The following is a 19,127-nucleotide window of genomic DNA, read 5'->3' as shown; positions in this document are numbered from 1 at the left end:
CGGACTCTCCTCCTTTGGTGTCCTTTGTTCCCGGCGCAACGTTCCCCTGCGCCCCCGCGCGCGCCCCTCGGGTCCGCGGGACCGTCCAACTGGCGTACGGATCAACGGACTTGGCGAAGGCGGCCCAGCTGTTTGAGCATCCGGTCGGCCGGCTCGAAGAGCGCGGGCCGCGCGAGCACGGCATTGCGCAGCGCCCGCACCGGCGCACGACGGGCCAGATGCCCGAGCGCCACCGGATGACGCCGCGTCACCCAGCCCTCGGAAACGGTAAGTTCACGGGTCTTCAGGGAATCCTTGTAGGGCTTGTCGCCCCGGCCCAGGTCCAGCTGGGCCAGGCCCGCCGCGGCGGCCCCCTCCGCCATGCGCAGATGCAACACCAGCCCGGGGGAGTACTTCGCGAACTCCGGGTCGTACGCCGGGAACCAGCAGGCGAGCACCGTCCGCGACCGCAGCCCGAAGTGCGCCGCGACCGGCCGGTCGCCCGCGTACAGCACGGACAGCAGGCCGGCGCAGGACTCGGCACGGGTGTGGAAGAGCTGTTCCACGAGTTGGTGTATCCAAGGGCGCGCAAACCGGTCGTTGCGCCCTGTTCTTCGGTACTGCGCCGACTTCCAGCCGATGAGTGTCCGGAGGGCGGCCGGATCGCGCTCGTCGTGCACATACCGCACCTCGCCGATGTCGCGCCCCAGCTTGCGCTCCTTGGCGAGGGTGGTGCGGGTGAACTTCGGAGACTGCTTGCGCAAGGCGGCCAGGTACGGAGCGAAACCATGCTCGACGTCGATGACGGGAGAGCCGTATGAGCTGCAAGAGCCCACTTCGAAAGGTTTCTGCCCCTCCACCAGGTGGTCGAACTCCCACAGCGACAGGCCGCAGGAGTGCAGCAACTCCCGGGCGTCCCACTGGAATCCGGACCGGTGCACCAGGCCCTGGGAGTCCGAGACCCCCAGGCCGATCGCCCGGCCCACGCCCAGGGCGGTCCGCTGGTGGGGGAAGAAGGCCACCGGATCGCCCTCCTCCCTGACGACCGCTATCCGCGCCCCGCGCCGGCACCGGCCCACCGCCAGGGTGAACTCCGGCGCGAGGAAAGGATTCGCGAGCTGGGGGGAGCCATCCGCCACGGCCTGTGACTGCAGGGCCGACCAGGCAGCGCGGTCGGCGGCCGTGAGGTCACCGGGGCGGTACACGCTGATGTCCACGTCAGGAAGCCCGACTTCTCGTGGTGCGGCCTCGGTGGCGCCACACATGTGCCAGCAGGAACAGCAGGAGACTGACGACCGCGACCGTGGCGACACCGCCCCGTACCGTCCAGGCGTGCAGGGCGAGCATGGTCTGCGCGATCAGCAGGTCGACCGTGACGGCTCCGCCGGCCGCCACCACCGAGCGGCTCAGCGGGTCGAGGCCGCGCAGGGCGGCCGCCATGGCGCACGCGGGCGCCACGACCAGGAAGAACAGGGTGAAGGGCGCGCGCAGCGGCGAGCCGATGTCCATCAGCGCCAGCACCGCGCCGACCCCGGCGATGGCCGTTGCGGCACCCGCGACCACGGGCAGCGAGTCCGCCGAGGGACGCCTTCCGCGGGGTTCGCCAGTGTTGTCCCCGGCGGCTTCGGCCGGATCGTCGAGACCGTCAAGACCGGTGAGATCGCTGAAGCTCTGCATTGGCGACTTTGCCCCCCGAAGCGCCGGATGCCGGGCTTCAATGTCGCGCAATGGGCGGATGCACGTCAAGATGTGAAGGCTGTGCAAACAGCCTCCGGCCGCCGACGTCGGGTGAAAGCGGAGGTTTTCCGTCAGGTGAACGGTTGACGAACATGTCAGACCGTCAATCAGCCGTCCACCGGCGCCACTTCGCCATCCCTGATCGGATCCGATGGCTCATTCGAGCCTCCGCCGTCCCGGTCAACGGGACGTAAACGAGGCGACATCAAACGGCAATCAAAGCCGGGGATCCCTCTTGAAATTGACATGGACACTTCCGAAATGGCCAGGGCGCTGCTACCACGGTGGTGGCAGAAACCCTGCTAGGGAGGTCCCCATGAAATTGTCCCGGATCACGGGTTTTCTCTCGGCTGCCGCACTTGTCCTCACCGCCACCCTCGGTGGGGCCGGCACCGCGCACGCCTCGGTACAGCGTTCCGGCCCGGCCTATGTGGCGCTGGGCGACTCCTATTCCTCCGGAGTCGGCGCCGGTTCGTACGACTCCTCCAGCGGAGGCTGCAAGCGGAGCAAAAAGGCGTACCCCGCGCTCTGGGCCGCCCGGCACGCCCCCGCCGGCTTTGCCTTCACCGCCTGCTCGGGCGCCCGGACGGGTGATGTGCTCGGCAAGCAACTGGGCCCGCTGAACTCCAGAACCGGACTCGTCAGCCTCAGCATCGGCGGCAATGACGCCGGCTTCTCCGACACCATGCGCAGCTGTGTGCTCGGCACCGACGACTCCTGTCTGGACCGCATCGACCAGGCCACCGCATATGTCCGGAACGAACTGCCCGGACGGCTCGACAAGGTCTACTCCGCCATCAGCTCCAAGGCCCCCGCCGCCCGGGTCGTGGTCCTCGGCTATCCGCGCTTCTACAAGCTCGGCGTCAGCTGTGTCGGGCTGAGCGACACCAAGAGATCCGCCATCAACGCCGCGGCCGACCTCCTCGACTCGGTCATCGCCAAGCGCGCCGCCGATCACGGCTTCGCCTACGGCAACGTCAACTCCACCTTCGCCGGGCATGAGCTCTGCTCGGGCAGCCCCTGGCTGCGCAGCGTCACCTTCCCCATCGACGAGTCCTACCACCCCACCGCCAGCGGGCAGTCCGCCGGCTATCTGCCCGTCTTCAGCTCAGCCGCCTGAGCCGTATGTGCTCTCGCCCGGCGAGCCGGAGGGCCCGGCGGAGCCGGGGGACGACGGGCCGTCCGTCGGCTTCGCCCGGCAGGTGACCGTGAACCGCACATGAGAGGAGGTCAGTTGGCGGGGGCTCTTGACCTCGACGGCGATCCAGTCCGGTGCGGGGTCGGCCGCATCGCGGCCGGTCTCCGTGTGCCGCACGGTCACCGCCCTCGACTCGCCGAGCGAGACGGTCTGCCACCCGCCGTCCGCCACCTTCCCGCTTCCGGTGACCCAGCGGTAGACCACCTCCGCCGGAGTGCGGTCCACGCTGATCGTCGCCCAGAAGGAAGGGGCCTGGGCGGTGGGGGCCGGGCAGGGACCGGAGTACCGGTCGCGGACGGCCTTCACCTTGACCGTGACCCCATAGCCGGCGGACGGGGTGGGCTGCCCGCTCGTCCCGCCCCCGCCCGAGCCGGCCGGGGCGCCGGAGGAGGACGCCCCGGAGTTCCGGCCGCCACCCCCGCCGGTGCCGCTCCCCGAGGAGGAGGAGCCACCCGAACCATCCCGGCTGATCAGCGCCCACACCAGCCCGCCGATGGCCAGCACGGCCACCAGTACCACGGCCACCAGCACCACCCCGGCCCCGCCGGACCGCCGCCCCGGTGCACCGTCACCCGCACCGGGTGCGGACGGCACGGGGGCGGCACCGGAGGGCGGCGCGGACCCGCCCACCGGGTGCGCCGGGACCGTGGGGCTGTACGCCGCCGGGCTGTACGCGGCCGGGACCGCGCTGGGCGCACCGCCCGCGGACGCCGTCCGCAGCAGCCGTTCGGCCTCCGCCGGGCCCATCCGCAGCGCGGGGTCCTTGCGCAACAGCCCGTCCAGCACGGGCAGTAGCACCCCCGCCCGGCGCGGCGGCGGCAACTGCTCGTCCACCACGGCGCGCAGCGTGCTGTACGGGGTGTCCTGGCGGAAGGGGGAGTGGCCCTCCACCGCCGCGTACAGCGTCACCCCGAGCGACCACAGGTCGGACTCCGGCCCGGGCGGGCGGCCCAGCACCCGCTCCGGCGCCAGGAATTCGGGGGAGCCCACCAGCTGGCCGGTGACCGTCAGCGCGGTGCCGGTGCCCTCGGCGGGCTCGTCGATCCGGGCGATGCCGAAGTCGGTGAGCACCACCCGCCCGTCGTTGGCGATCAGTACATTGGCCGGTTTCACATCGCGGTGCAGCACCCCCACCTCGTGCGCGGCTCGCAGCGCGGCCAGCACCTCGGCGCCGACATGCGCGGCGCGCGCGGGCGTGACCGGCCCCTGTGCGTCCAGCTCGTCTCCAAAGGACATGCCGCGCACCAGCTCCATCACGATCCATGGGCGGCCGTCCTCGGTGACCACGTCATGGACGATGACCACATTGCGGTGTGAGATGCGGGCCGCGGCCCGCCCCTCGCGCTCCAGCCGGGCGTACAGCCGCCGCACCTCGCCCTCCGGCAGGCCGGCCGGTGCCCGTACCTCCTTGACGGCCACCTCGCGGCCGAGTATCTCGTCCCAGGCCTGCCACACCACGCCCATACCACCGCGCCCCAGCTCGCCCTGCAGCCGGTACCGGCCCGCCAGCACGCGCCCTCCGTCGAAGGCTCCGCTCATGAGCACCCCTCCCCCGGGAGAGCGATTCCGGGTGAATGTACCGCAACGGAGCGTGATTGCCTCTACCTTCGTACCTGAATGTCCGAGTCAACTCGCGACCAAAGGCGGCAGGTTCACGCCAGGCACGTCAACACCCTTGACGGGGTGGTGAATCCGTTCCGCCGATGCACGGGTGACGCGATGGGGCGATAGGGTTACTCTGCCTTGGCCGGGTGCCTCGTACGGGTGGGGAGTCTCATGGATCAGATAGCAATGCGCAGCAGGCCGCGAGTGCCTGCCATCGATTACGGGAGTGGTGCGTCCAGTGCGCGCCTCGACCGCCATCTCGCGGTGCTGGGCGGCCCCGCTGTGCCGCAGCGCGAGGCCGAGGGTGCCACCTCGCTGATGCGCGAGCTCACCGCGCGCGATCAGACGCGCACCGGTGCCAGCCGGACGGCTCGCCTCTCTCTGTTCGCTCCCCTGCGGCGGCTGCGCCGCTCGCTGTTCGGCGGCCGCCACTGACGATTCCCCACCCGTACCCCACACCACCCCAATTCCCGGTCGGCCGTCAGGCCGGATTCGGCTGATCGGTCAGTGCGCGTCCAGGGTGACCGTGAACGAGAACCGATCCCCCCGGTAGCGGATGCGGGCGACGTCCACGGCCCGTCCGCGCTCGTCATAGGTGACCCCCGTGTAGTGCAGGATCGGGCTGAGCAGCGGCACCTTGAGCAGGCCGGCCGTCTCCGGGTCGGCCAGCCGCGCCTCCACGGTGTCCGTGATGCGGCTGATCCGTACCCCCAGCGCATCCCGCAGCACCTTGGTCATCGGCCAGCGGGTCAGGTCGGACAGCTCGATGCGCTCGGCCAGTTCGGGCCGGACCAGGTTCTCCGCCCAGTTGGTCGGCTCCCCCGAGGTCTCGTCACAGCGCAGCCGCCGGAAGGCGACCGCCTCCGTCAGACCGGGGAAGTGCTCGGCCAGTTCGGCCGGCACCGGGGCCGGGCCGTGCCCCAGGACGGTCGTGCGCTCCCCGGACTGCTGGGCCACGATGGTGTCCACCGAGCCGAGCAGCCGCACCGGTGAGGTGCGGCGGGCGCTCGGCTCGATAAAGGTGCCGCGCCGCCGGTGCCGGCTGATGAGCCCCTCCGCCTCCAGTTCCTTGAGCGCCTGCCGCATCGTCAGCACGCTCACCCCGTAGTGTGCGGCGAGCGTGTCCTCGGTGGGCAGCCGCAGCGGGTCGTCCGGGCTGCGCCCGAGTATCGAGGCCCGCAACGACTGCGACACCTGGTACCAGAGCGGCAGCTTGCGATTGAGTGCGAGGGAGTCGGGGGCGAAGGAGTTCACAGGAGTTCCCTACGAGGCGAAGTGGCGCTCCAGACCCTGCCACACCCCGTCGTACCCCCGCTGCAGATGGCCGGCGGACGCCGCCTGTCCGGTCAGGGTGATCGGCCAGCGGGTCTCAAACATGAACGCGAGACCGTCGTCCACCTTGTGCGGCTTGAGCTCGGCCGCGCTCGCCCGGTCGAAGGTCTCCCGGTCCGGGCCGTGCGCGGACATCATGTTGTGCAGCGAGCCGCCGCCCGGGACGAAGCCCTCCGCCTTGGCGTCATAGGCGCCCTCGATCAGGCCCATGTACTCGCTCATCACATTGCGGTGGAAGTACGGCGGCCGGAAGGTGTCCTCGCCCACCAGCCAGCGCGGCGCGAAGACCACGAAGTCCACCCCGGCCAGCCCCGGGGTGTCGGACGGCGAGGTGAGCACGGTGAAGACGGACGGGTCCGGGTGGTCATAGCTGATGGAGCCGATGACATTGAAGCGGCGCAGGTCATAGACGTACGGCAGATGGTTGCCATGCCAGGCGACGACATCCAGCGGCGAGTGGTCATAGGTCGCCGACCAGAGGTTGCCGCAGAACTTGTTGACCACCTCCACCGGGCCCTCGACGTCCTCATAGGCGGCCACCGGCGCAAGGAAGTCCCGTGCGTTCGCCAGGCCGTTGGCGCCGATCGGGCCGAGATCGGGCAGGGTGAACGGCTGCCCGTAGTTCTCGCACACATAGCCGCGGGCATTCTCGGCCAGCAGCTCCACCCGGAACCGCACCCCGCGCGGGATCAGCGCCACCTGGCCCGGCTCGGCCCGCAGCAGCCCGAACTCGGTGCGCAGCAGCAGCCCGCCGCGCTCGGGTACGATCAGCAGTTCGCCGTCGGCGTCGCTGAACACCCGGTTCTTCATTGAGGAGTTGGCGGCATAGAGGTGTACGGCCAGGCCCGCGCGCTGGGTGGCGTCGCCATTGCCGCCCAGCGTCCACAGCCCGGCCAGGAAGTCGGTGCCCCCGGCGGGCTCGGGCAGCGGGTTCCAGCGCAGCCGGTTGGGGTCGGGGACGGTTTCGGTGAAGGGAGCGCCGCGCACGGCCCCGTTGTCGATCCGCGCAAAGGGCGGGTGTGCGGCCGAGGGCCGGATCCGATACACCCATGACCTGCGGTTGTTGCGCCGGGGCTCGGTGAAGGCGGTGCCGCTCAGCTGCTCCGCGTACAGCCCGAGGGGCGCCCGCTGGGGTGAGTTGCGCCCGTGCGGCAGGGCGCCGGGAACGGCCTCGCTGCTGTGCTCGTTGCCGAAGCCGGACGCGTACTCCAGGCCCTCGGCCGTCTTTCGCGCCTGCTCGTGATCGGTGCCGGTCATCGCGTGTTCTCCCACCGCCGAAGGATTCCTATGGGAGACCGTAGGATTCCCTGCCGGGTGCGTCAACGGTCAATGGACCGAAGCGCGGCGATGTGACCGGATGGGAGTCTGGTGCGCGAAAAGTGCCCGGGGTTGGGTTGGGGCTGTTACCCGCACTGACCTGGCGAGGGAGACGGCCTGTGATCGCGCACGACGGGATGTTCATCGACGGAGGCTGGCGGGCCGCCGCCGGGACCGGGGCGATCGAGGTGGTCAATCCGGCCGACGAGCAGGTCATCGGCACCGTCCCGGCCGGTACCGCCGAGGACGTCGACGCCGCGGTGCGCGCGGCCCGTGCGGCGCTGCCCGGCTGGGCGGCCACCCCGCCCGCCCGGCGGGCCGAGCGCCTCACCGCGCTGGCCGCTCAACTCGGCTCCCGGCGTGCGGAGATGGCCGCCACCATCACCGCCGAACTCGGTGCGCCGATCGGCTTCGCGCAGCGCGTGCACGCCGGTCTGCCGGTCGCCGTCACCGGCTCCTACGCCGAACTCGCCGCCACCCACGCCTTCGAGGAGCGGATCGGCACCTCGACCGTGCTGCACGAGCCGGTCGGTGTGGTCGCCGCGATAGCGCCGCCCAGCGCGACCGGGTCCGCGGCCATATCCGCCGGGATGTCGAGGAGGGCGCCCGCCTGGTGGCGGGCGGACCGGAGGCGCCCGACGGCCAGGAGAAGGGCTATTACGTGCGTCCCACGGTCTTCGCCGAGGTCACCCCCCCCAGATGGCCATCGCCCGTGAGGAGATCTTCGGCCCGGTCGTCTCCCTCCTGAGGTACGAGGACGAACATGACGCCCTGAGCATCGCCAACGGCACCGAATACGGCCTCGCCGGGGCGGTCTGGGCCGCCGACGAGAGCGAGGCGGTGGCCTTCGCCCGCCGCATGGAGTGCGGGCAGGTGGAGGTCAACGGTGGCCGGTTCAACCCGCTGGCGCCCTTCGGCGGATACAAACAGTCCGGCGTGGGGCGGGAGCTGGGCGTGCACGGGCTGCGGGAATTCCTCCAGACCAAGTCGCTCCAGCTCTGAGGAGGCGGGGTCAGTCGGGTGAACTCCACTGCGGCGACGGCAGGTGGATCACGATGAGCGCAAAGGCGGCCACCAGGAAGTTGCGTTCGGCGGCCGCCAGTCCGTTCCACTTCGCCGACTGCCACATGGCGAACCACTCACCGCCGATGGCGATAAACCCCATCCCGAAGAGCAGCAGGGACATCACCAGCCCCAGGGTGGTGGCCCGCCGGGCCCGGCGGTGGTGGCGCCGGCCCCGCAGCCACAGCACGGTCCCGGCGGACAGGACGGCGGCGGTGAGCGTCTCCCAGCCGATGATGGCGACATAGGCGAGGTCCTGGATCGTGTGCGAGGTGATCGCCCGCCACATCAGGTGGTCGTCCTTGAAGGTGGTGTCCATGGCCAGTACATGCCGGACGAACTCGCGGTTGGTGTCGAAGTCGGTGATATTGCCGAAGGCGACAAGTGCGGTGTAGAGAGCGACGGTTGCGGTGAGCGCGGTCGCCGCGGTGGGCAGCGTGCCGAGTGCTGTGCGTCGCAGCCCCGTGAACCTGAGTGTCCGTCCCTTGCTCATCCGGCCTCCCGCCGCACCGTGGTCACCCGCCTCGGGTGGATGTTCCCCACCCCGCCCCCGCCCACAACCCCTGGGGCGCTTCTTATGGATCAGCACCGGCCACGCCCTAAGCGCCCGCTCAGCCGCACGGTAAGGTAATGACCCCGACAGGGAGGGCCCAGGAGACCGGGAGGGAAAGGCGCGCACATGAGCACACCGCAGTCCGAGGAGTGGGCCGAAGTCACCCCGGACGCCGCCCGGCGGCTGCTGACCGCCGCCGTGCAGGCGTTCGCCGAACGCGGCTATCACGCCACCACCACCCGTGACATAGCCGGGCGCGCCGGCATGAGCCCCGCGGCCCTCTACATCCACTACAAGACCAAGGAAGAACTGCTCTACCGGATCAGCGGCGTCGGCCACCGGCTCGCCCTGGACCTGGTCAACCGGGCCCGCCACGGCGACGGCGGCCCGGCCGAACGCCTGGCCCGCGCCGTACGCTCCTTCGTCCGCTGGCATGCCGAACACCACACCACCGCCCGGGTGGTGCAGTACGAACTCGGGGCGCTCGGCGAGGACCACCACACTGAGATCGTCGGGCTGCGCCGCGACACCGACGCCGCCGTCCGCGCCATCATCGAAGACGGCGTCGCGACGGGCGACTTCGACGTCCCCGATGTCCGCGGCACCACCCTCGCCGTGCTGTCCCTGTGCATCGACGTCGCCCGCTGGTTCCGGATGGACGGCAAGCGCACCCCGGAGGAGGTCGGCGAGCTCTACGCGGCGCTCGCGCTGCGGATGGTGGGACACCCCCGGGCTCACCACAGATAACGGGACACCGACTCCGCCACGCACACCGGCTTGTCCCCGCCCTCGCGCTCGACCGTCACCACGGTCGTCAGCTGCACCCCGTCCGTCACTTCGGCCACCTGGATCAGGCGGGCCGTGGCCCGCAGCCGGGAACCGGCCGGCACGGGCGCGGGAAAACGTACCTTGTTCAGGCCATAGTTGACGCCCAGCCGGGCGCCCTCGATCCGGAACAGCCGGGGCAGAAACGCGGGCAGCAGCGAGAGCGTCAGATAGCCGTGCGCGATCGTGCTGCCGAAGGGGCCCGTCGCCGCCCGCTCCGGGTCCACATGGATCCACTGGTGATCCCCGGTCGCGTCCGCGAACAGGTCGATCCGCTTCTGGTCGACCTCCAGCCAGTCGCCCGGGCCGAAAACCTCGCCCTCGGCGGCCCGCAGACCGGCGGGCGAGGTGAAGATCCGGGGCTCCGCCATTCCAGTGCCTCCCTTGCTCCCCTGGGGGTGCGCTCAGGGTCCGAGCATCGGCGGCCGCTCTCCGGCTGTCAATCTCCCCAGGTGACGTACTCCCCGGGTGACGTAAAGTCTGGAAGCGTGCCGCAGATTTCAAAAACCATCCAGGAACTCACTGTCGGGCAGCTCGCCGCGCGCAGTGGCACCGCCGTCTCCGCGCTGCACTTCTACGAGGCCAAGGGGCTGATCACCAGCCGCCGCACCTCGGGCAACCAGCGCCGGTTCACCCGGGACACGCTGCGCCGGGTCGCCTTCATCCGCGCCGCGCAACGGGTGGGCATCCCGCTCGCCACCATTCGCGAGGCGCTCTCCCGGCTGCCCGATGAGCGCACCCCCAACCACGAGGACTGGGCCCGGCTCTCCGAGCTGTGGCGCGGCGAGCTCGACGAACGGATCAAGCGGCTCGCCCGGCTGCGCGACCACCTCGACGACTGCATCGGGTGCGGCTGTCTCTCGCTCGACAAGTGCGCACTGTCCAACCCCGACGACGCCTTCGGCGGCCGGGGCAGCGGCTCCCGGCTGTGAGCCCCGCCCCGGACCCCACCGGTCCGGGGCATCCCCCTCACACCACCGCGTACCGCGCCTCGAAGGTGTGCCGCCGCGCCGCCGACAGCGCTCCCGCGGTGAGCACCGCGACCGGCACCACGATTCCGCAGTCCGTGCAGACGGGCCCCTCCAGCGGACAGCGCTCCAGGTCGGCGTGCCACTCGATGCGCTCCTGGGAGCAGACCGGGCAGCGGTCCCCGGGTGCCGACTCCATGGCCGTGATCACCCGGCGCAGTACGTCCGCCAGCCGGGCCCGGGGCTGCACCTCGGGGACCGCGCACGGCACGATGTCACAGCCGCCCCAGGTGTTGCGGTGCCAGTCGTCGACCGCGCTGGGCTGACGGATGCCGTCGTGCTTCTCCCGCCTGCGCCGCCCGGCGAACTCGGCCTCGTATGCGAGCCAGACCTCGCGGGCCTCCTCCAGTTCGGCCAGCGCCGCGATGAGCCGCACCGGGTCCGGGGCGCGGTCGTCCGGGGCGAGACCGGCCGCGGCGCACAGGTGGTACCAGGTCGCCCGGTGCCCGTAGGGAGCGAAGCGTTCGAGGCACTTGCGCAGGGATGTCCGTCGCAAAGCGATGGTGTTCCCCGGATTGCGTACCTCTCGTGCGAGAGCTCTGAAACCTGCCACTGCATCCCACCTCCGGCGGCGCGGACTCGACCGACATGGAAGGGACGTAACCCATCGCGATTCGGATCCATCGGACCCGGGGCATGCCCGGGCGGCAGGTCGTGCGCACCGCGCACGGGGGCGGCGCACGGCCGCTCAGCGCACCACCCGCCCGGCCAGCAGGACGATCCGCGCCAACTCCTGGTGGCAGATGTCGCTGTGCGCCCCGGCCGGCGGCCCGCCGCGGCGTACGACCGCGGACGCGTCGAGGTTCACCCAGCCGCCGTCCGGCAGCGCACCGTCCAGGCCCTGGCCCAGGGTGAGTTCGGCACAGCCGGGCACGGCCCGGATGCCGTCGTGGCCCATCGCGCCCCACCGCGCCTCGTCGAAGCCGAGCAGCGAGTCATCGTCGTCGGACACCCGGGAGGCGAGCGGATAGAACACCCCGAGCGCCAGGTCATGCCGGGAGTGGCAGCACACCACCGGTCCGGCGACCCGGTCCCGCAGACCGTGCAGCGGGCCCGACCGGTGGTGTGCGAATGGCAGCCGGGGCGCGAACGCATAGTGCGAGAAGGCGCCTTGGAGCATGGTCAGCGAGTGGACGGCCCGGGGGTGTGCGGGCAGCCCGCCCAGCGCGTAGGACACCAGCCGCGCACCGAAGCTGTGCCCCACCAGATGGACGCGCAACCCGGGCGAGGAACGGGCGAGGGCGGCGACCGCCGGGCCCAGCCCCCGCCGGCCCACCACCCCGGCCCGGCGCTTCATCTCCCAGTAGGTGCCCTGGCGCAGCAGCTCCAGGGCACCGCCCCACACCCGGTTCGCCACCCCGCCGAACAGCTCGCCCACCGCCAGGCCGGTGCTCTCCAGAGCATCGGCGAAGCGTTCGCAGACCGAGGCCGCGTCAGCGGTGAACATCAGGGGCGCCGCGGTGTCCGCCCCGGTGTCCTGGACGCCCTCCTCGTGCGGGTGCGGCGCGACCAGGGTGCGGACGAGCCCGGCGAACTCCGTCAGCCGTGCCGGGTCGGCCGGGCGGCCGGCCAGCAGTTCCGCCAGCCGGTCCAGTACCGCGTCCCGGCCGGGGAAGGCCGACGCCAGGTCCTGCCGGGCGTCCGGTGGAAGCCCCGGTCCGGCGAGGGCCGCGCCCCGGTCCCGGTACTCGGGGACGGGCTCGTCGGTGAACCGCATCGACGGCCAGATCACGCCGCCGTAGCCGAGGCGCACCCGCTTCCCGGCCCCGGCCAGCAGCCGGGGGAAGGGGGCGAAGAAGGCGGCATAGAGACCGGTGGCGGTGGACCGGGTGTTGTTCCAGCCGTGTGCGAAGAGGACCAGATCGGTGAGGTTCTCCCGCGCCGCGCCGCGCAGCAGGGCGTCCCGTTCGTCCGGATCGGGATGCCCGTCCCGGTCGAAGGTCACTTCCCAGTACGGCTGCACGCTGATGCCCGCCATCGGGTCCCCCAAGTGCCGGTCCGGAGTGAGTGGGTTCGCGCATGGTCCTGCCGTCAAGAGCGCCTGTCCAGCCTTCTTGGCCTGGTTCACCCTTTGGTGTGGGGTGGGCCCTGGCTCGGGTGCTGACGCCGCCGTGGACTCGAAAGTGCTTCCCGGCAAGGCGAATGGCAAGATCCTGCGAGGGGCCGTGTCATCGGCGTGGGCGGCACGGATATCGCGTGGAGCGGAGGGGTGGGGCATGACGAGAGCGGAGACGGGCGGAGCGGCAAGGTGTCATGGAAGACCGGTACCGCAACGGCTGCTGGCCGCCGCCACCCGGCTCTTTGCCGACCAGGGCTATGACCGCACCTCCGTACAGGAGGTCGTCGAGGCGGCCGGGGTCACCAAGGGGGCGCTGTACCACTACTTCGGGTCCAAGGACGATCTGCTGCACGAGGTCTACGCCCGGGTGCTGCGCCTTCAGCAGGAGCGGTTGGACGCCTTCGCGGGCGCCGACGCCCCCATCGAGCGGCGGCTGCGCGACGCGGCGGCGGACGTGGTGGTCACCACCATCGAGAACCTCGACGACACAAAGATCTTCTTCCGCTCGATGCACCAGCTCGGCGCGGAGCAGCGCAGGCGGGTACGGGCCGAACGGCGGCGCTATCACGAGCGGTTCCGCGCCCTGGTCGAAGAGGGCCAGCGCGCCGGGGTGTTCAGCTCGGCCACCCCCGCCGACCTGGTGGTCGACTATCACTTCGGCTCCGTTCACCACCTCAGCAGCTGGTACCGCCCGGACGGCCGGCTGACCCCGCAGCAGGTCGCCGACCACCTCGCCGACCTGCTGCTGCGCGCGCTGCGGCCGTAGGGGTGCCCTGGGGATCAGACGTGGCAGGGGAGCTCGCCGCCGTTCAGCGCCGCCATGTCGCCGAAGACGGCGGTGAGTTCCAGCGGCGAGCCCGGCGGCCGGCCGTCCAGCTCGGCGTAGGCGCGGTGCAGATTGCCGGCCAGCCGTTCGCTCTCGCCCAGCGCCGCGAACCCGCCGAGGTCGGCGCGGCGGGCGGCCTCCAGGGGCGTGCGGCCCGCGGCGTGTTCCGCGCGGGCCAGCCGTGCCACATACCGCAGGTAGTCCTCGGTCCGGTCGTAGACGCCGGGGTCGGTCACCGGGCCGTGGCCCGGGACGACGATCCGCGCATCGAGCTCCCGCAGCCGGTCCAGGGCCCGCAGCGAACCGCCGAGCGAGCCCATCGCGACAAAGGGCGTGCCGCTGTTGAAGACGAGGTCGCCGGTGAACACCACGCGCTGCCGGGGGAGCCAGACGATGGAGTCGCCGACGGTGTGGGCGGGGCCCGGGTGGATCAACTGCACCTCGGTGTCGCCGAGATGGAGGGTGAGCGTGTCGGTGTAGGTGAGCGTGGCGGGGGTGATCCGCACCTCGCCGTAGTCGATCCAGGGCCACACGGCGTGCAGTTGGGGCCCCACGGCCGCGGTCTGCGCGCGGCAGGCGGCATGGCCGATGATCGTCGCCTCGGCGGCGAAGACACAGTTGCCGTAGGTGTGGTCGCCGTGGTGGTGCGTATTGACCACCAGGGACGGCGGCGGCGCCCCGCCGGCCGTGATCGCATCGCGCAGTGCCCGGGCCCGCCGGACGGTGGCGGCGGTGTCGATCAGCAGGGTCCGCTCCCCGTCGGTGACGAACCCCGCGTTGTTCAGGCACCAGCCGCCGTCGGGCTGCACATAGGCGCCGACGCCGGGGGCGATCGGGACGGTGTACGGGGCAGCCGGGGAGCCGTCGGGCATCGGGGGCCTTTCGCCAGTGGTCCGTGCGGGACGCGCGGACCGGACCGGCCGTCAGGATAGGGGTTTCAGCGCCGCTGCTCGAGACCCGGCCGGAGCCGTTCCAGCAGCCCGTACAGGGTGCTGCGCTCCTCGTCGTCGAGCGCGTCGAGCGCGCTGTGGGTGGCCTGCATCTCGGCGCGGACCCGCCGGATCGTCTCCCGGCCCTCCTCGGTGGCCACCACGTTCTTCACCCGGCGGTCGGCGCGGTCCATCTCGCGGCGCACCAGGCCGCGGGCCTCGAGCCGGTCGACGATGCCGGTGACGTTGGAGGCGTCGCAGACCAGCAGGGTGGCCAGGCCGCGCATCGGCACCGGGCCCCTGAGCTGGGCGAGCAGCTTGGCCTGCATGGAAGTGAGGCCATGGCGGGCGGCGGCCGCCGCGAAGTCCTGCCACTGCGCGGTGCCGAGCGTCGCCACCAGCTCCAGGAGCTGGGCCTTGGTCGGAGGCTGGGGGTTCGGGGCGGTCATGCACCGCATTCTACGCAAGAGCTTGAACTCCTAAAACATTAACTTGACTACCTGAAATATTCGGCCTAGGTTTGCCCGGTTGCTTGATGGCATCAAGCATCAATGTCGTGAAGTAACCCGGAGGATTTCCCAGCCCATGACGTCACAAGCGCCCGCCGCCCGGCCCAGGAACGAGACGGTCGTCGTCTTCGCCCTGAGCCTGGCCGCCATGGTCGTATCGATGATGCAGACCCTTGTCGTGCCGATCCTGAGCCTCATCCAGCACGACCTGAACACCAGCTCCGCCAATGTCAGCTGGGTCACCACCGCGACGCTGCTCTCCGCCGCCGTCTTCACCCCGCTCCTGGGCCGCTTCGGCGACCAGCACGGCAAGAAGAAGACCCTGGTCGGCGTGCTGGTGGTGATGGTCGCAGGGTCCGTGCTGGCCGCGGTGACCCACTCGCTGCTGTGGCTGATCGTCGGGCGGGTGCTGCAGGGCGCCGCGACCGCGATCTTCCCGCTCGCGCTGTCCGTACTGCGCGAGGAGATCCGCCCGGCCAAGCTGCCCGGCGCGATGGCCATGGTCAGCGGCACCCTCGCCTTCGGCAGCGGCCTGGCGCTGGTCGCCACCGGCCTGCTCACCTCCGGCGACAACCCCGACTACCGCAGCGTCTTCTGGCTGGCCACCGGGCTGGCCGCGGTCGCCCTGGTCGCCGTCGCCGCCCTGGTGCCCGCCACCCGGCAGACCACCGGCGGACGCACCGATGTCCTCGGCGCGCTCAGCCTGGCCGCCACCCTGATACTCCTGCTGCTGCCGATCACCCAGGGCCATGAGTGGGGCTGGTCCTCCGGCCGGACGATCGGCTGCTTCGTCGGCGCCGTGCTGATGGCCGCGCTGTGGACGCTGGTGGAGAACAAGGTCCGCGAGCCCCTGGTCGACATGAAGATGTTCGTCCACCGGCCGGTGCTCTTCGCCAACTTCGCGGGTCTGCTGGTGGGCTTCGGCTCCTTCGCGCTCTTCATCGGCGTCTCCTACCTGGTGCAGATGCCGTCGAAGATCGCGGGCTATGGCTTCGACGCGAGCGTGCTGCGCGCCTCCGTGGAGTTCCTGCTGCCCAGCACCCTGGTCTCGCTGCTGGCGGCCCCGATCGGCGGCCGGCTCGTGCGCAGCCACGGTCCGCGCCTGGTGCTGCTGCTGGCCTCGCTGGCCGGCACCGCCGGCTTCGTCTGGATCGCGCTCGACCACGACCACGCCTTCTCGGTGATCGCCGCGGGCATGCTGGTCGGCGCGGGCATCAGCTTCGGTTACGCGGCCATGCCCGCCGTGATCGTCGCCAGCGTGCCGCGCCACCAGACCGGCATTGCCAACGGGATCAACTCCATCTCCCGCTCGACCGGCAGCGCCATCGGCTCCGCGATGATCACCTCGGTGCTCGCCTCCAAGAGCATCGAGCACCTGCCGCCGGGCGCGCCCAAGCTGCCCGCGGAGAGCCAGTTCACCCTCACCTTCGCGATCGCGGGAGCGGCGTTCATCCTGGTCTCCCTGGTGGCCGGGCTGGGCCTGCGCACGATCCACGCCTTGCGGTCGGCAACGGTGGCGGGCTCCGCTCCCACGGCGGACGCTGAGACCGCGTCCGTCACCCGCTGAACGCCCACCACAGGAGGAGCACCATCATGAAGGCTGTCAGCTACCGCACCCACGGCGGCCCCGAGGTCCTCGAGTACGGCGAACTCCCCGAGCCCGTGGTCGGCCCGGACAGCGTGCTGATCAAGGTCAGGGCGGCGGCGGTCAACCCCGTCGACTGGAAGGCCCAGGCGGGCTACCTGGACGGCCTGATCGCCCCGGTCTTCCCCGTGGTGCCCGGCTGGGACGTCTCCGGCGTCGTCGTCCGCCTCGGCGCGGACGTTCCCGAATACCAGGTGGGCGACGAGGTCATCGGCTATGTCCGCGAGGACTTCCTGTCCCGGGGCACCTTCGCCGAGTATGCGGCGGCCCCGGTGCGCACCCTGGCGCGCAAGCCGGCCACCCTCTCCTTCGAGCAGGCGGCGGGCATCCCGCTGGCGGGGCTGACCGCCTACCAGGCGCTGAAGGCGACCGGGGCGGGCGCGGGGGACACCGTGCTGATCCACGCCGCCGCCGGGGGAGTGGGCTCGATGGCGGTCCAGCTCGCCCGGCACTCCGGCGCCCGGGTCATCGGCACGGCCGGCGAGCGCAACCATGACTATCTGCGCTCGCTCGGTGCCGAGCCCGTGCAATACGGGGACGGGCTGGCCGACCGGGTACGGGCCTTGGCGCCCGAGGGCGTGGATGTCGTGCTCGACCTGGTCGGCGGCGGAACCATCCGGACCTCGCCCGAGCTCACCGCCCCCGGCGCCCGGCTGGTCTCCATCGCCGACCCGGCCGTCGCCGACCTCGGCGGCCGCCTGCTGTGGGTACGCCCCGACCCGGTCCAGCTCGCCGAGCTGAGCTCGCTGGCCGAGCGGGGCAAGCTGGCGGTCGAGGTGGCCGAGGTCTTCCCGTTGGAGCGGACGGCGGACGCGCAGCGCCGCAGCGCGGAGGGGCACACCCGCGGCAAGATCGTTGTCACGGTCGGCTGACGGACGCGGCGGGACCGGGGCTCATGCCCCGCCCCGCCACTCCCTCAGCCGCGCATACGCCTCCAGCCCGTCCGGCACCCAGTCCCACCGGTCGAGCCGGTCCGCCAGCTCCTCCTCGGAGAGGAACGCATGCCAGGCGACCTCCGCCACCTGGGGGGAGACGGGCAGCTCGCACCGGACCTCGTAGACCCCCGACCACCAGGTGTGCTCGGGGGTCTCGTACAGGAAGCGGAACAGCGGTGTGGGCGCGGGCAGCCCGCTGACGCCGAGTTCCTCCTCGGCCTCCCGCAGCGCGGCCTCGTCATAGGACTCGCCGGCGCCCACCACCCCGCCGACGAACATGTCGTGGCGCGAGGGGAAGACGAGCTTCTGTGCGGTGCGCCGGTGGACGAAGATCCGCCCCCGCCCGTCCCGGGCCAGTACGAACACACAGCGGTGGCGCAGCCGCCGGGCGTAGGCCTCGCCACGCGGCGCCCGGCCCACCACCTGGTCCCGTTCATCGACGATGTCGAGCACTTCGGCCGCCGGCGATCCCGGTGCCGGCAGCCCTTGTTGACCGTTCATGCCCCCATCCAACCCCGGATCCCGGATCAGCGCGGCTGAAGATCACGCACCTGGGTCTCCGCCATCCCGGACGGCATCGCCGGATGGCGCCCGATCAGCACGATGCCGACGACGATGGCGGTCACCCCGGCCGCCTGCCAGGCCAGCGCGCCGGGCGTGGTCCGCAGCCGGTCGCCCAGGAACCCCACCCCGCAGGCGATGCCCGCCAGCGGCTGGGCGGCGGTGAGCGCGGGCAGCGACATCCGCAGCGGGGCGGTCTCAAAGGCGCTCTGCACCAGCACCAGGGCGGTGACCCCGATGGCCAGCACCGCGTACGGCTGCCAGCTGATGAGCAGGGTGGCCAGGCCGCCGTGCGCGAACAGCTTGCCGCTGACCCGGGTCAGCGCGTCCTGGACGCCGTAGAGCAGCCCGGCCGCCACCGCGAGCAGCGCGGCCTCGGCACTCATCCGCAGCCGTTTGGCGATGGCCGCCAGCAGCATCGCCCCGCCCAGCATCAGCCCGATGATCAGCCAGTGCCGCAGCGGATCGGTGACCGAACTGCCGCCGTGCGGCTGCCCGGCCACGATGAACGCGGACACGCCGCCGGCCAGCAGCCACAGTCCGCCCCAGCCCGTCCGGCCGAGCGGCTGCTTGGTCTGCCAGCGGGACAGGGCCATGGCGAACAGCAGGTTCGTCGCCATCAGCGGTTCGACCAGCGAGATCTCGCCCTGCCCCAGCGCGATCGCGCCAAGGACCATCCCGCACACCATCAGCACGATGCCCGCCACCCAGCGGGGCATCCGCACCAGGTCGAGCAGCAGACGGAAGGAGAGGAAGTCGCTCATCGGGGCCCGTTGCGCGGCGTTCTGCTGGAGAACGAAGCCGACACCCAGGCAACATGCCGCACTGACGGCGAAGGCGAAGACCATGACGTCGCGCACCTCAAGACCGGCCGGTCGTCGGAGACTTGACATATGACGATAGCCGCCCCGTGGGCGGTGTGACGTCCGAGTACCCCTCTTTCGGACGTTCATCCAGGCAAACGGGCGCAATGGCCATGGCTTTACCATGGGTGAGCATCCGCTCCGCCCACCGCCGGGTGTGCCGA

Annotated in this window: 20 protein-coding genes and 1 pseudogene; 8 read left to right on the top strand and 13 right to left on the bottom strand. The window is 71.5% G+C overall.

From position 1 onward, the window contains the following. Positions 1 to 101: 101 nt before the first annotated feature. Positions 102 to 1,196: a GNAT family N-acetyltransferase gene (locus ABCR83_RS00990; RefSeq protein ID WP_462692226.1), complete on the bottom strand. Its 1,095-nt coding sequence runs from the start codon at positions 1,194 to 1,196 to the stop codon at positions 102 to 104. A 1-nt stretch (position 1,197) separates the two neighbouring features. After that, on the bottom strand, positions 1,198 to 1,656 hold the full coding sequence (locus ABCR83_RS00985) for a hypothetical protein (RefSeq protein WP_462692224.1): 459 nt from the start codon (positions 1,654 to 1,656) through the stop codon (positions 1,198 to 1,200). Between the two features lie 376 nt (positions 1,657 to 2,032). On the opposite strand from ABCR83_RS00985, the gene ABCR83_RS00980 reads away from it, so the two are divergent. Next, complete coding sequence (locus ABCR83_RS00980) at positions 2,033 to 2,836, top strand: SGNH/GDSL hydrolase family protein (protein ID WP_462692222.1); 804 nt, start codon at positions 2,033 to 2,035, stop codon at positions 2,834 to 2,836. Here the strand turns inward: ABCR83_RS00980 and ABCR83_RS00975 are convergent. Next, positions 2,825 to 4,453 carry a serine/threonine-protein kinase gene (locus tag ABCR83_RS00975; RefSeq protein ID WP_462692220.1) on the bottom strand — a complete coding sequence of 543 codons (1,629 nt, stop codon included), beginning with the start codon at positions 4,451 to 4,453 and terminating at the stop codon, positions 2,825 to 2,827. The genes ABCR83_RS00980 and ABCR83_RS00975 overlap by 12 nt on opposite strands. A 237-nt stretch (positions 4,454 to 4,690) precedes the next feature. Here ABCR83_RS00975 and ABCR83_RS00970 point away from each other — a divergent pair, with 237 nt between their 5' ends. After that, complete coding sequence (locus ABCR83_RS00970; RefSeq protein WP_462692218.1) at positions 4,691 to 4,954, top strand: hypothetical protein; 264 nt, start codon at positions 4,691 to 4,693, stop codon at positions 4,952 to 4,954. Positions 4,955 to 5,023: 69 nt separating this feature from the next. Here the strand turns inward: ABCR83_RS00970 and ABCR83_RS00965 are convergent, their stop codons facing one another. Together ABCR83_RS00965 and hmgA are read right to left on the bottom strand one after the other, a co-directional pair. Next, entirely contained in the window at positions 5,024 to 5,773 is a 750-nt protein-coding gene (locus tag ABCR83_RS00965; RefSeq protein WP_462692216.1) for a GntR family transcriptional regulator, read from the bottom strand. Between the two features lie 9 nt (positions 5,774 to 5,782). Next, entirely contained in the window at positions 5,783 to 7,108 is a 1,326-nt protein-coding gene (gene hmgA / locus ABCR83_RS00960; protein ID WP_462692214.1) for a homogentisate 1,2-dioxygenase, read from the bottom strand. A 179-nt stretch (positions 7,109 to 7,287) separates the two neighbouring features. Here hmgA and ABCR83_RS00955 point away from each other — a divergent pair. Beyond that, positions 7,288 to 8,170: pseudogene (locus tag ABCR83_RS00955) on the top strand (aldehyde dehydrogenase family protein). A 10-nt stretch (positions 8,171 to 8,180) separates the two neighbouring features. On the opposite strand, the gene ABCR83_RS00950 reads toward ABCR83_RS00955, so the two are convergent. Further along, entirely contained in the window at positions 8,181 to 8,723 is a 543-nt protein-coding gene (locus ABCR83_RS00950; RefSeq protein WP_462692212.1) for a DUF2165 domain-containing protein, read from the bottom strand. A gap of 186 nt (positions 8,724 to 8,909) precedes the next feature. On the opposite strand from ABCR83_RS00950, the gene ABCR83_RS00945 reads away from it, so the two are divergent. Next, a complete protein-coding gene (locus tag ABCR83_RS00945) occupies positions 8,910 to 9,530 on the top strand; it encodes a TetR/AcrR family transcriptional regulator (RefSeq protein ID WP_462692210.1) in 621 nt (206 codons plus the stop codon). On the opposite strand, the gene ABCR83_RS00940 is transcribed toward ABCR83_RS00945, so the two are convergent. Next, the gene (locus tag ABCR83_RS00940; protein ID WP_462692208.1) at positions 9,518 to 9,979 is read right to left on the bottom strand and encodes a MaoC family dehydratase; all 462 of its coding nucleotides are present in this window, start codon (positions 9,977 to 9,979) and stop codon (positions 9,518 to 9,520) included. The two genes, ABCR83_RS00945 and ABCR83_RS00940, sit on opposite strands and share 13 nt — an antisense overlap. Before the next feature lie 117 nt (positions 9,980 to 10,096). On the opposite strand from ABCR83_RS00940, the gene soxR reads away from it, so the two are divergent. Beyond that, complete coding sequence (soxR, locus tag ABCR83_RS00935) at positions 10,097 to 10,540, top strand: redox-sensitive transcriptional activator SoxR (RefSeq protein WP_462692206.1); 444 nt, start codon at positions 10,097 to 10,099, stop codon at positions 10,538 to 10,540. A gap of 37 nt (positions 10,541 to 10,577) precedes the next feature. Here the strand turns inward: soxR and ABCR83_RS00930 are convergent, their stop codons facing one another. Together ABCR83_RS00930 and ABCR83_RS00925 are read right to left on the bottom strand one after the other, a co-directional pair. Beyond that, positions 10,578 to 11,189, bottom strand: coding sequence for a hypothetical protein (locus tag ABCR83_RS00930; RefSeq protein WP_462692204.1), 612 nt, complete (start codon positions 11,187 to 11,189; stop codon positions 10,578 to 10,580). Between the two features lie 135 nt (positions 11,190 to 11,324). Beyond that, on the bottom strand, positions 11,325 to 12,614 hold the full coding sequence (locus ABCR83_RS00925; protein ID WP_462692202.1) for a serine-threonine protein kinase: 1,290 nt from the start codon (positions 12,612 to 12,614) through the stop codon (positions 11,325 to 11,327). Positions 12,615 to 12,852: 238 nt separating this feature from the next. On the opposite strand from ABCR83_RS00925, the gene ABCR83_RS00920 reads away from it, so the two are divergent. Continuing rightward, positions 12,853 to 13,461: a TetR/AcrR family transcriptional regulator gene (locus ABCR83_RS00920; RefSeq protein WP_462692200.1), complete on the top strand. Its 609-nt coding sequence runs from the start codon at positions 12,853 to 12,855 to the stop codon at positions 13,459 to 13,461. Between the two features lie 14 nt (positions 13,462 to 13,475). Here ABCR83_RS00920 and ABCR83_RS00915 read toward each other — a convergent pair whose 3' ends face one another. After that, positions 13,476 to 14,393, bottom strand: a complete 918-nt coding sequence (locus ABCR83_RS00915) for an MBL fold metallo-hydrolase (RefSeq protein ID WP_462692198.1) — start codon at positions 14,391 to 14,393, stop codon at positions 13,476 to 13,478. A 65-nt stretch (positions 14,394 to 14,458) separates the two neighbouring features. Beyond that, positions 14,459 to 14,899 (bottom strand): MarR family winged helix-turn-helix transcriptional regulator, encoded by a 441-nt coding sequence (locus tag ABCR83_RS00910; protein WP_462692196.1) that lies wholly within the window; start codon positions 14,897 to 14,899, stop codon positions 14,459 to 14,461. A gap of 136 nt (positions 14,900 to 15,035) precedes the next feature. Between ABCR83_RS00910 and ABCR83_RS00905 the strand changes: the two genes are divergently transcribed. Together ABCR83_RS00905 and ABCR83_RS00900 are read left to right on the top strand one after the other, a co-directional pair. Beyond that, the gene (locus ABCR83_RS00905; protein WP_462692194.1) at positions 15,036 to 16,526 is read left to right on the top strand and encodes an MFS transporter; all 1,491 of its coding nucleotides are present in this window, start codon (positions 15,036 to 15,038) and stop codon (positions 16,524 to 16,526) included. 26 nt (positions 16,527 to 16,552) lie between these two features. After that, positions 16,553 to 17,476: an NADP-dependent oxidoreductase gene (locus tag ABCR83_RS00900; protein ID WP_462692193.1), complete on the top strand. Its 924-nt coding sequence runs from the start codon at positions 16,553 to 16,555 to the stop codon at positions 17,474 to 17,476. Between the two features lie 21 nt (positions 17,477 to 17,497). On the opposite strand, the gene ABCR83_RS00895 is transcribed toward ABCR83_RS00900, so the two are convergent. Together ABCR83_RS00895 and ABCR83_RS00890 are read right to left on the bottom strand one after the other, a co-directional pair. Then, on the bottom strand, positions 17,498 to 18,040 hold the full coding sequence (locus tag ABCR83_RS00895; protein ID WP_462692192.1) for an NUDIX hydrolase: 543 nt from the start codon (positions 18,038 to 18,040) through the stop codon (positions 17,498 to 17,500). A gap of 26 nt (positions 18,041 to 18,066) precedes the next feature. Further along, entirely contained in the window at positions 18,067 to 18,993 is a 927-nt protein-coding gene (locus tag ABCR83_RS00890) for a DMT family transporter (protein ID WP_462692191.1), read from the bottom strand. Positions 18,994 to 19,127: the final 134 nt, after the last annotated feature.

The organism is Streptomyces xingningensis, from assembly GCF_054957865.1.
Note: the sequence above shows the minus strand (reverse complement) of the source record. Positions and strands in the feature narration are given on the sequence as shown.

Coding starts and splice junctions, on each gene's coding strand:
- ABCR83_RS00910 (WP_462692196.1), bottom strand. CDS start 14,899: ATGACCGCCCCGAACCCCCAGCCTCCGACCAAGGCCCAGCTCCTGGAG.
- ABCR83_RS00945 (WP_462692210.1), top strand. CDS start 8,910: ATGAGCACACCGCAGTCCGAGGAGTGGGCCGAAGTCACCCCGGACGCC.
- ABCR83_RS00950 (WP_462692212.1), bottom strand. CDS start 8,723: ATGAGCAAGGGACGGACACTCAGGTTCACGGGGCTGCGACGCACAGCA.
- ABCR83_RS00940 (WP_462692208.1), bottom strand. CDS start 9,979: ATGGCGGAGCCCCGGATCTTCACCTCGCCCGCCGGTCTGCGGGCCGCC.
- ABCR83_RS00920 (WP_462692200.1), top strand. CDS start 12,853: ATGACGAGAGCGGAGACGGGCGGAGCGGCAAGGTGTCATGGAAGACCG.
- ABCR83_RS00985 (WP_462692224.1), bottom strand. CDS start 1,656: ATGCAGAGCTTCAGCGATCTCACCGGTCTTGACGGTCTCGACGATCCG.
- ABCR83_RS00970 (WP_462692218.1), top strand. CDS start 4,691: ATGGATCAGATAGCAATGCGCAGCAGGCCGCGAGTGCCTGCCATCGAT.
- ABCR83_RS00975 (WP_462692220.1), bottom strand. CDS start 4,453: ATGAGCGGAGCCTTCGACGGAGGGCGCGTGCTGGCGGGCCGGTACCGG.
- ABCR83_RS00895 (WP_462692192.1), bottom strand. CDS start 18,040: ATGAACGGTCAACAAGGGCTGCCGGCACCGGGATCGCCGGCGGCCGAA.
- ABCR83_RS00905 (WP_462692194.1), top strand. CDS start 15,036: ATGACGTCACAAGCGCCCGCCGCCCGGCCCAGGAACGAGACGGTCGTC.
- ABCR83_RS00890 (WP_462692191.1), bottom strand. CDS start 18,993: ATGTCAAGTCTCCGACGACCGGCCGGTCTTGAGGTGCGCGACGTCATG.
- ABCR83_RS00980 (WP_462692222.1), top strand. CDS start 2,033: ATGAAATTGTCCCGGATCACGGGTTTTCTCTCGGCTGCCGCACTTGTC.
- ABCR83_RS00900 (WP_462692193.1), top strand. CDS start 16,553: ATGAAGGCTGTCAGCTACCGCACCCACGGCGGCCCCGAGGTCCTCGAG.
- ABCR83_RS00925 (WP_462692202.1), bottom strand. CDS start 12,614: ATGGCGGGCATCAGCGTGCAGCCGTACTGGGAAGTGACCTTCGACCGG.
- ABCR83_RS00915 (WP_462692198.1), bottom strand. CDS start 14,393: ATGCCCGACGGCTCCCCGGCTGCCCCGTACACCGTCCCGATCGCCCCC.
- hmgA (WP_462692214.1), bottom strand. CDS start 7,108: ATGACCGGCACCGATCACGAGCAGGCGCGAAAGACGGCCGAGGGCCTG.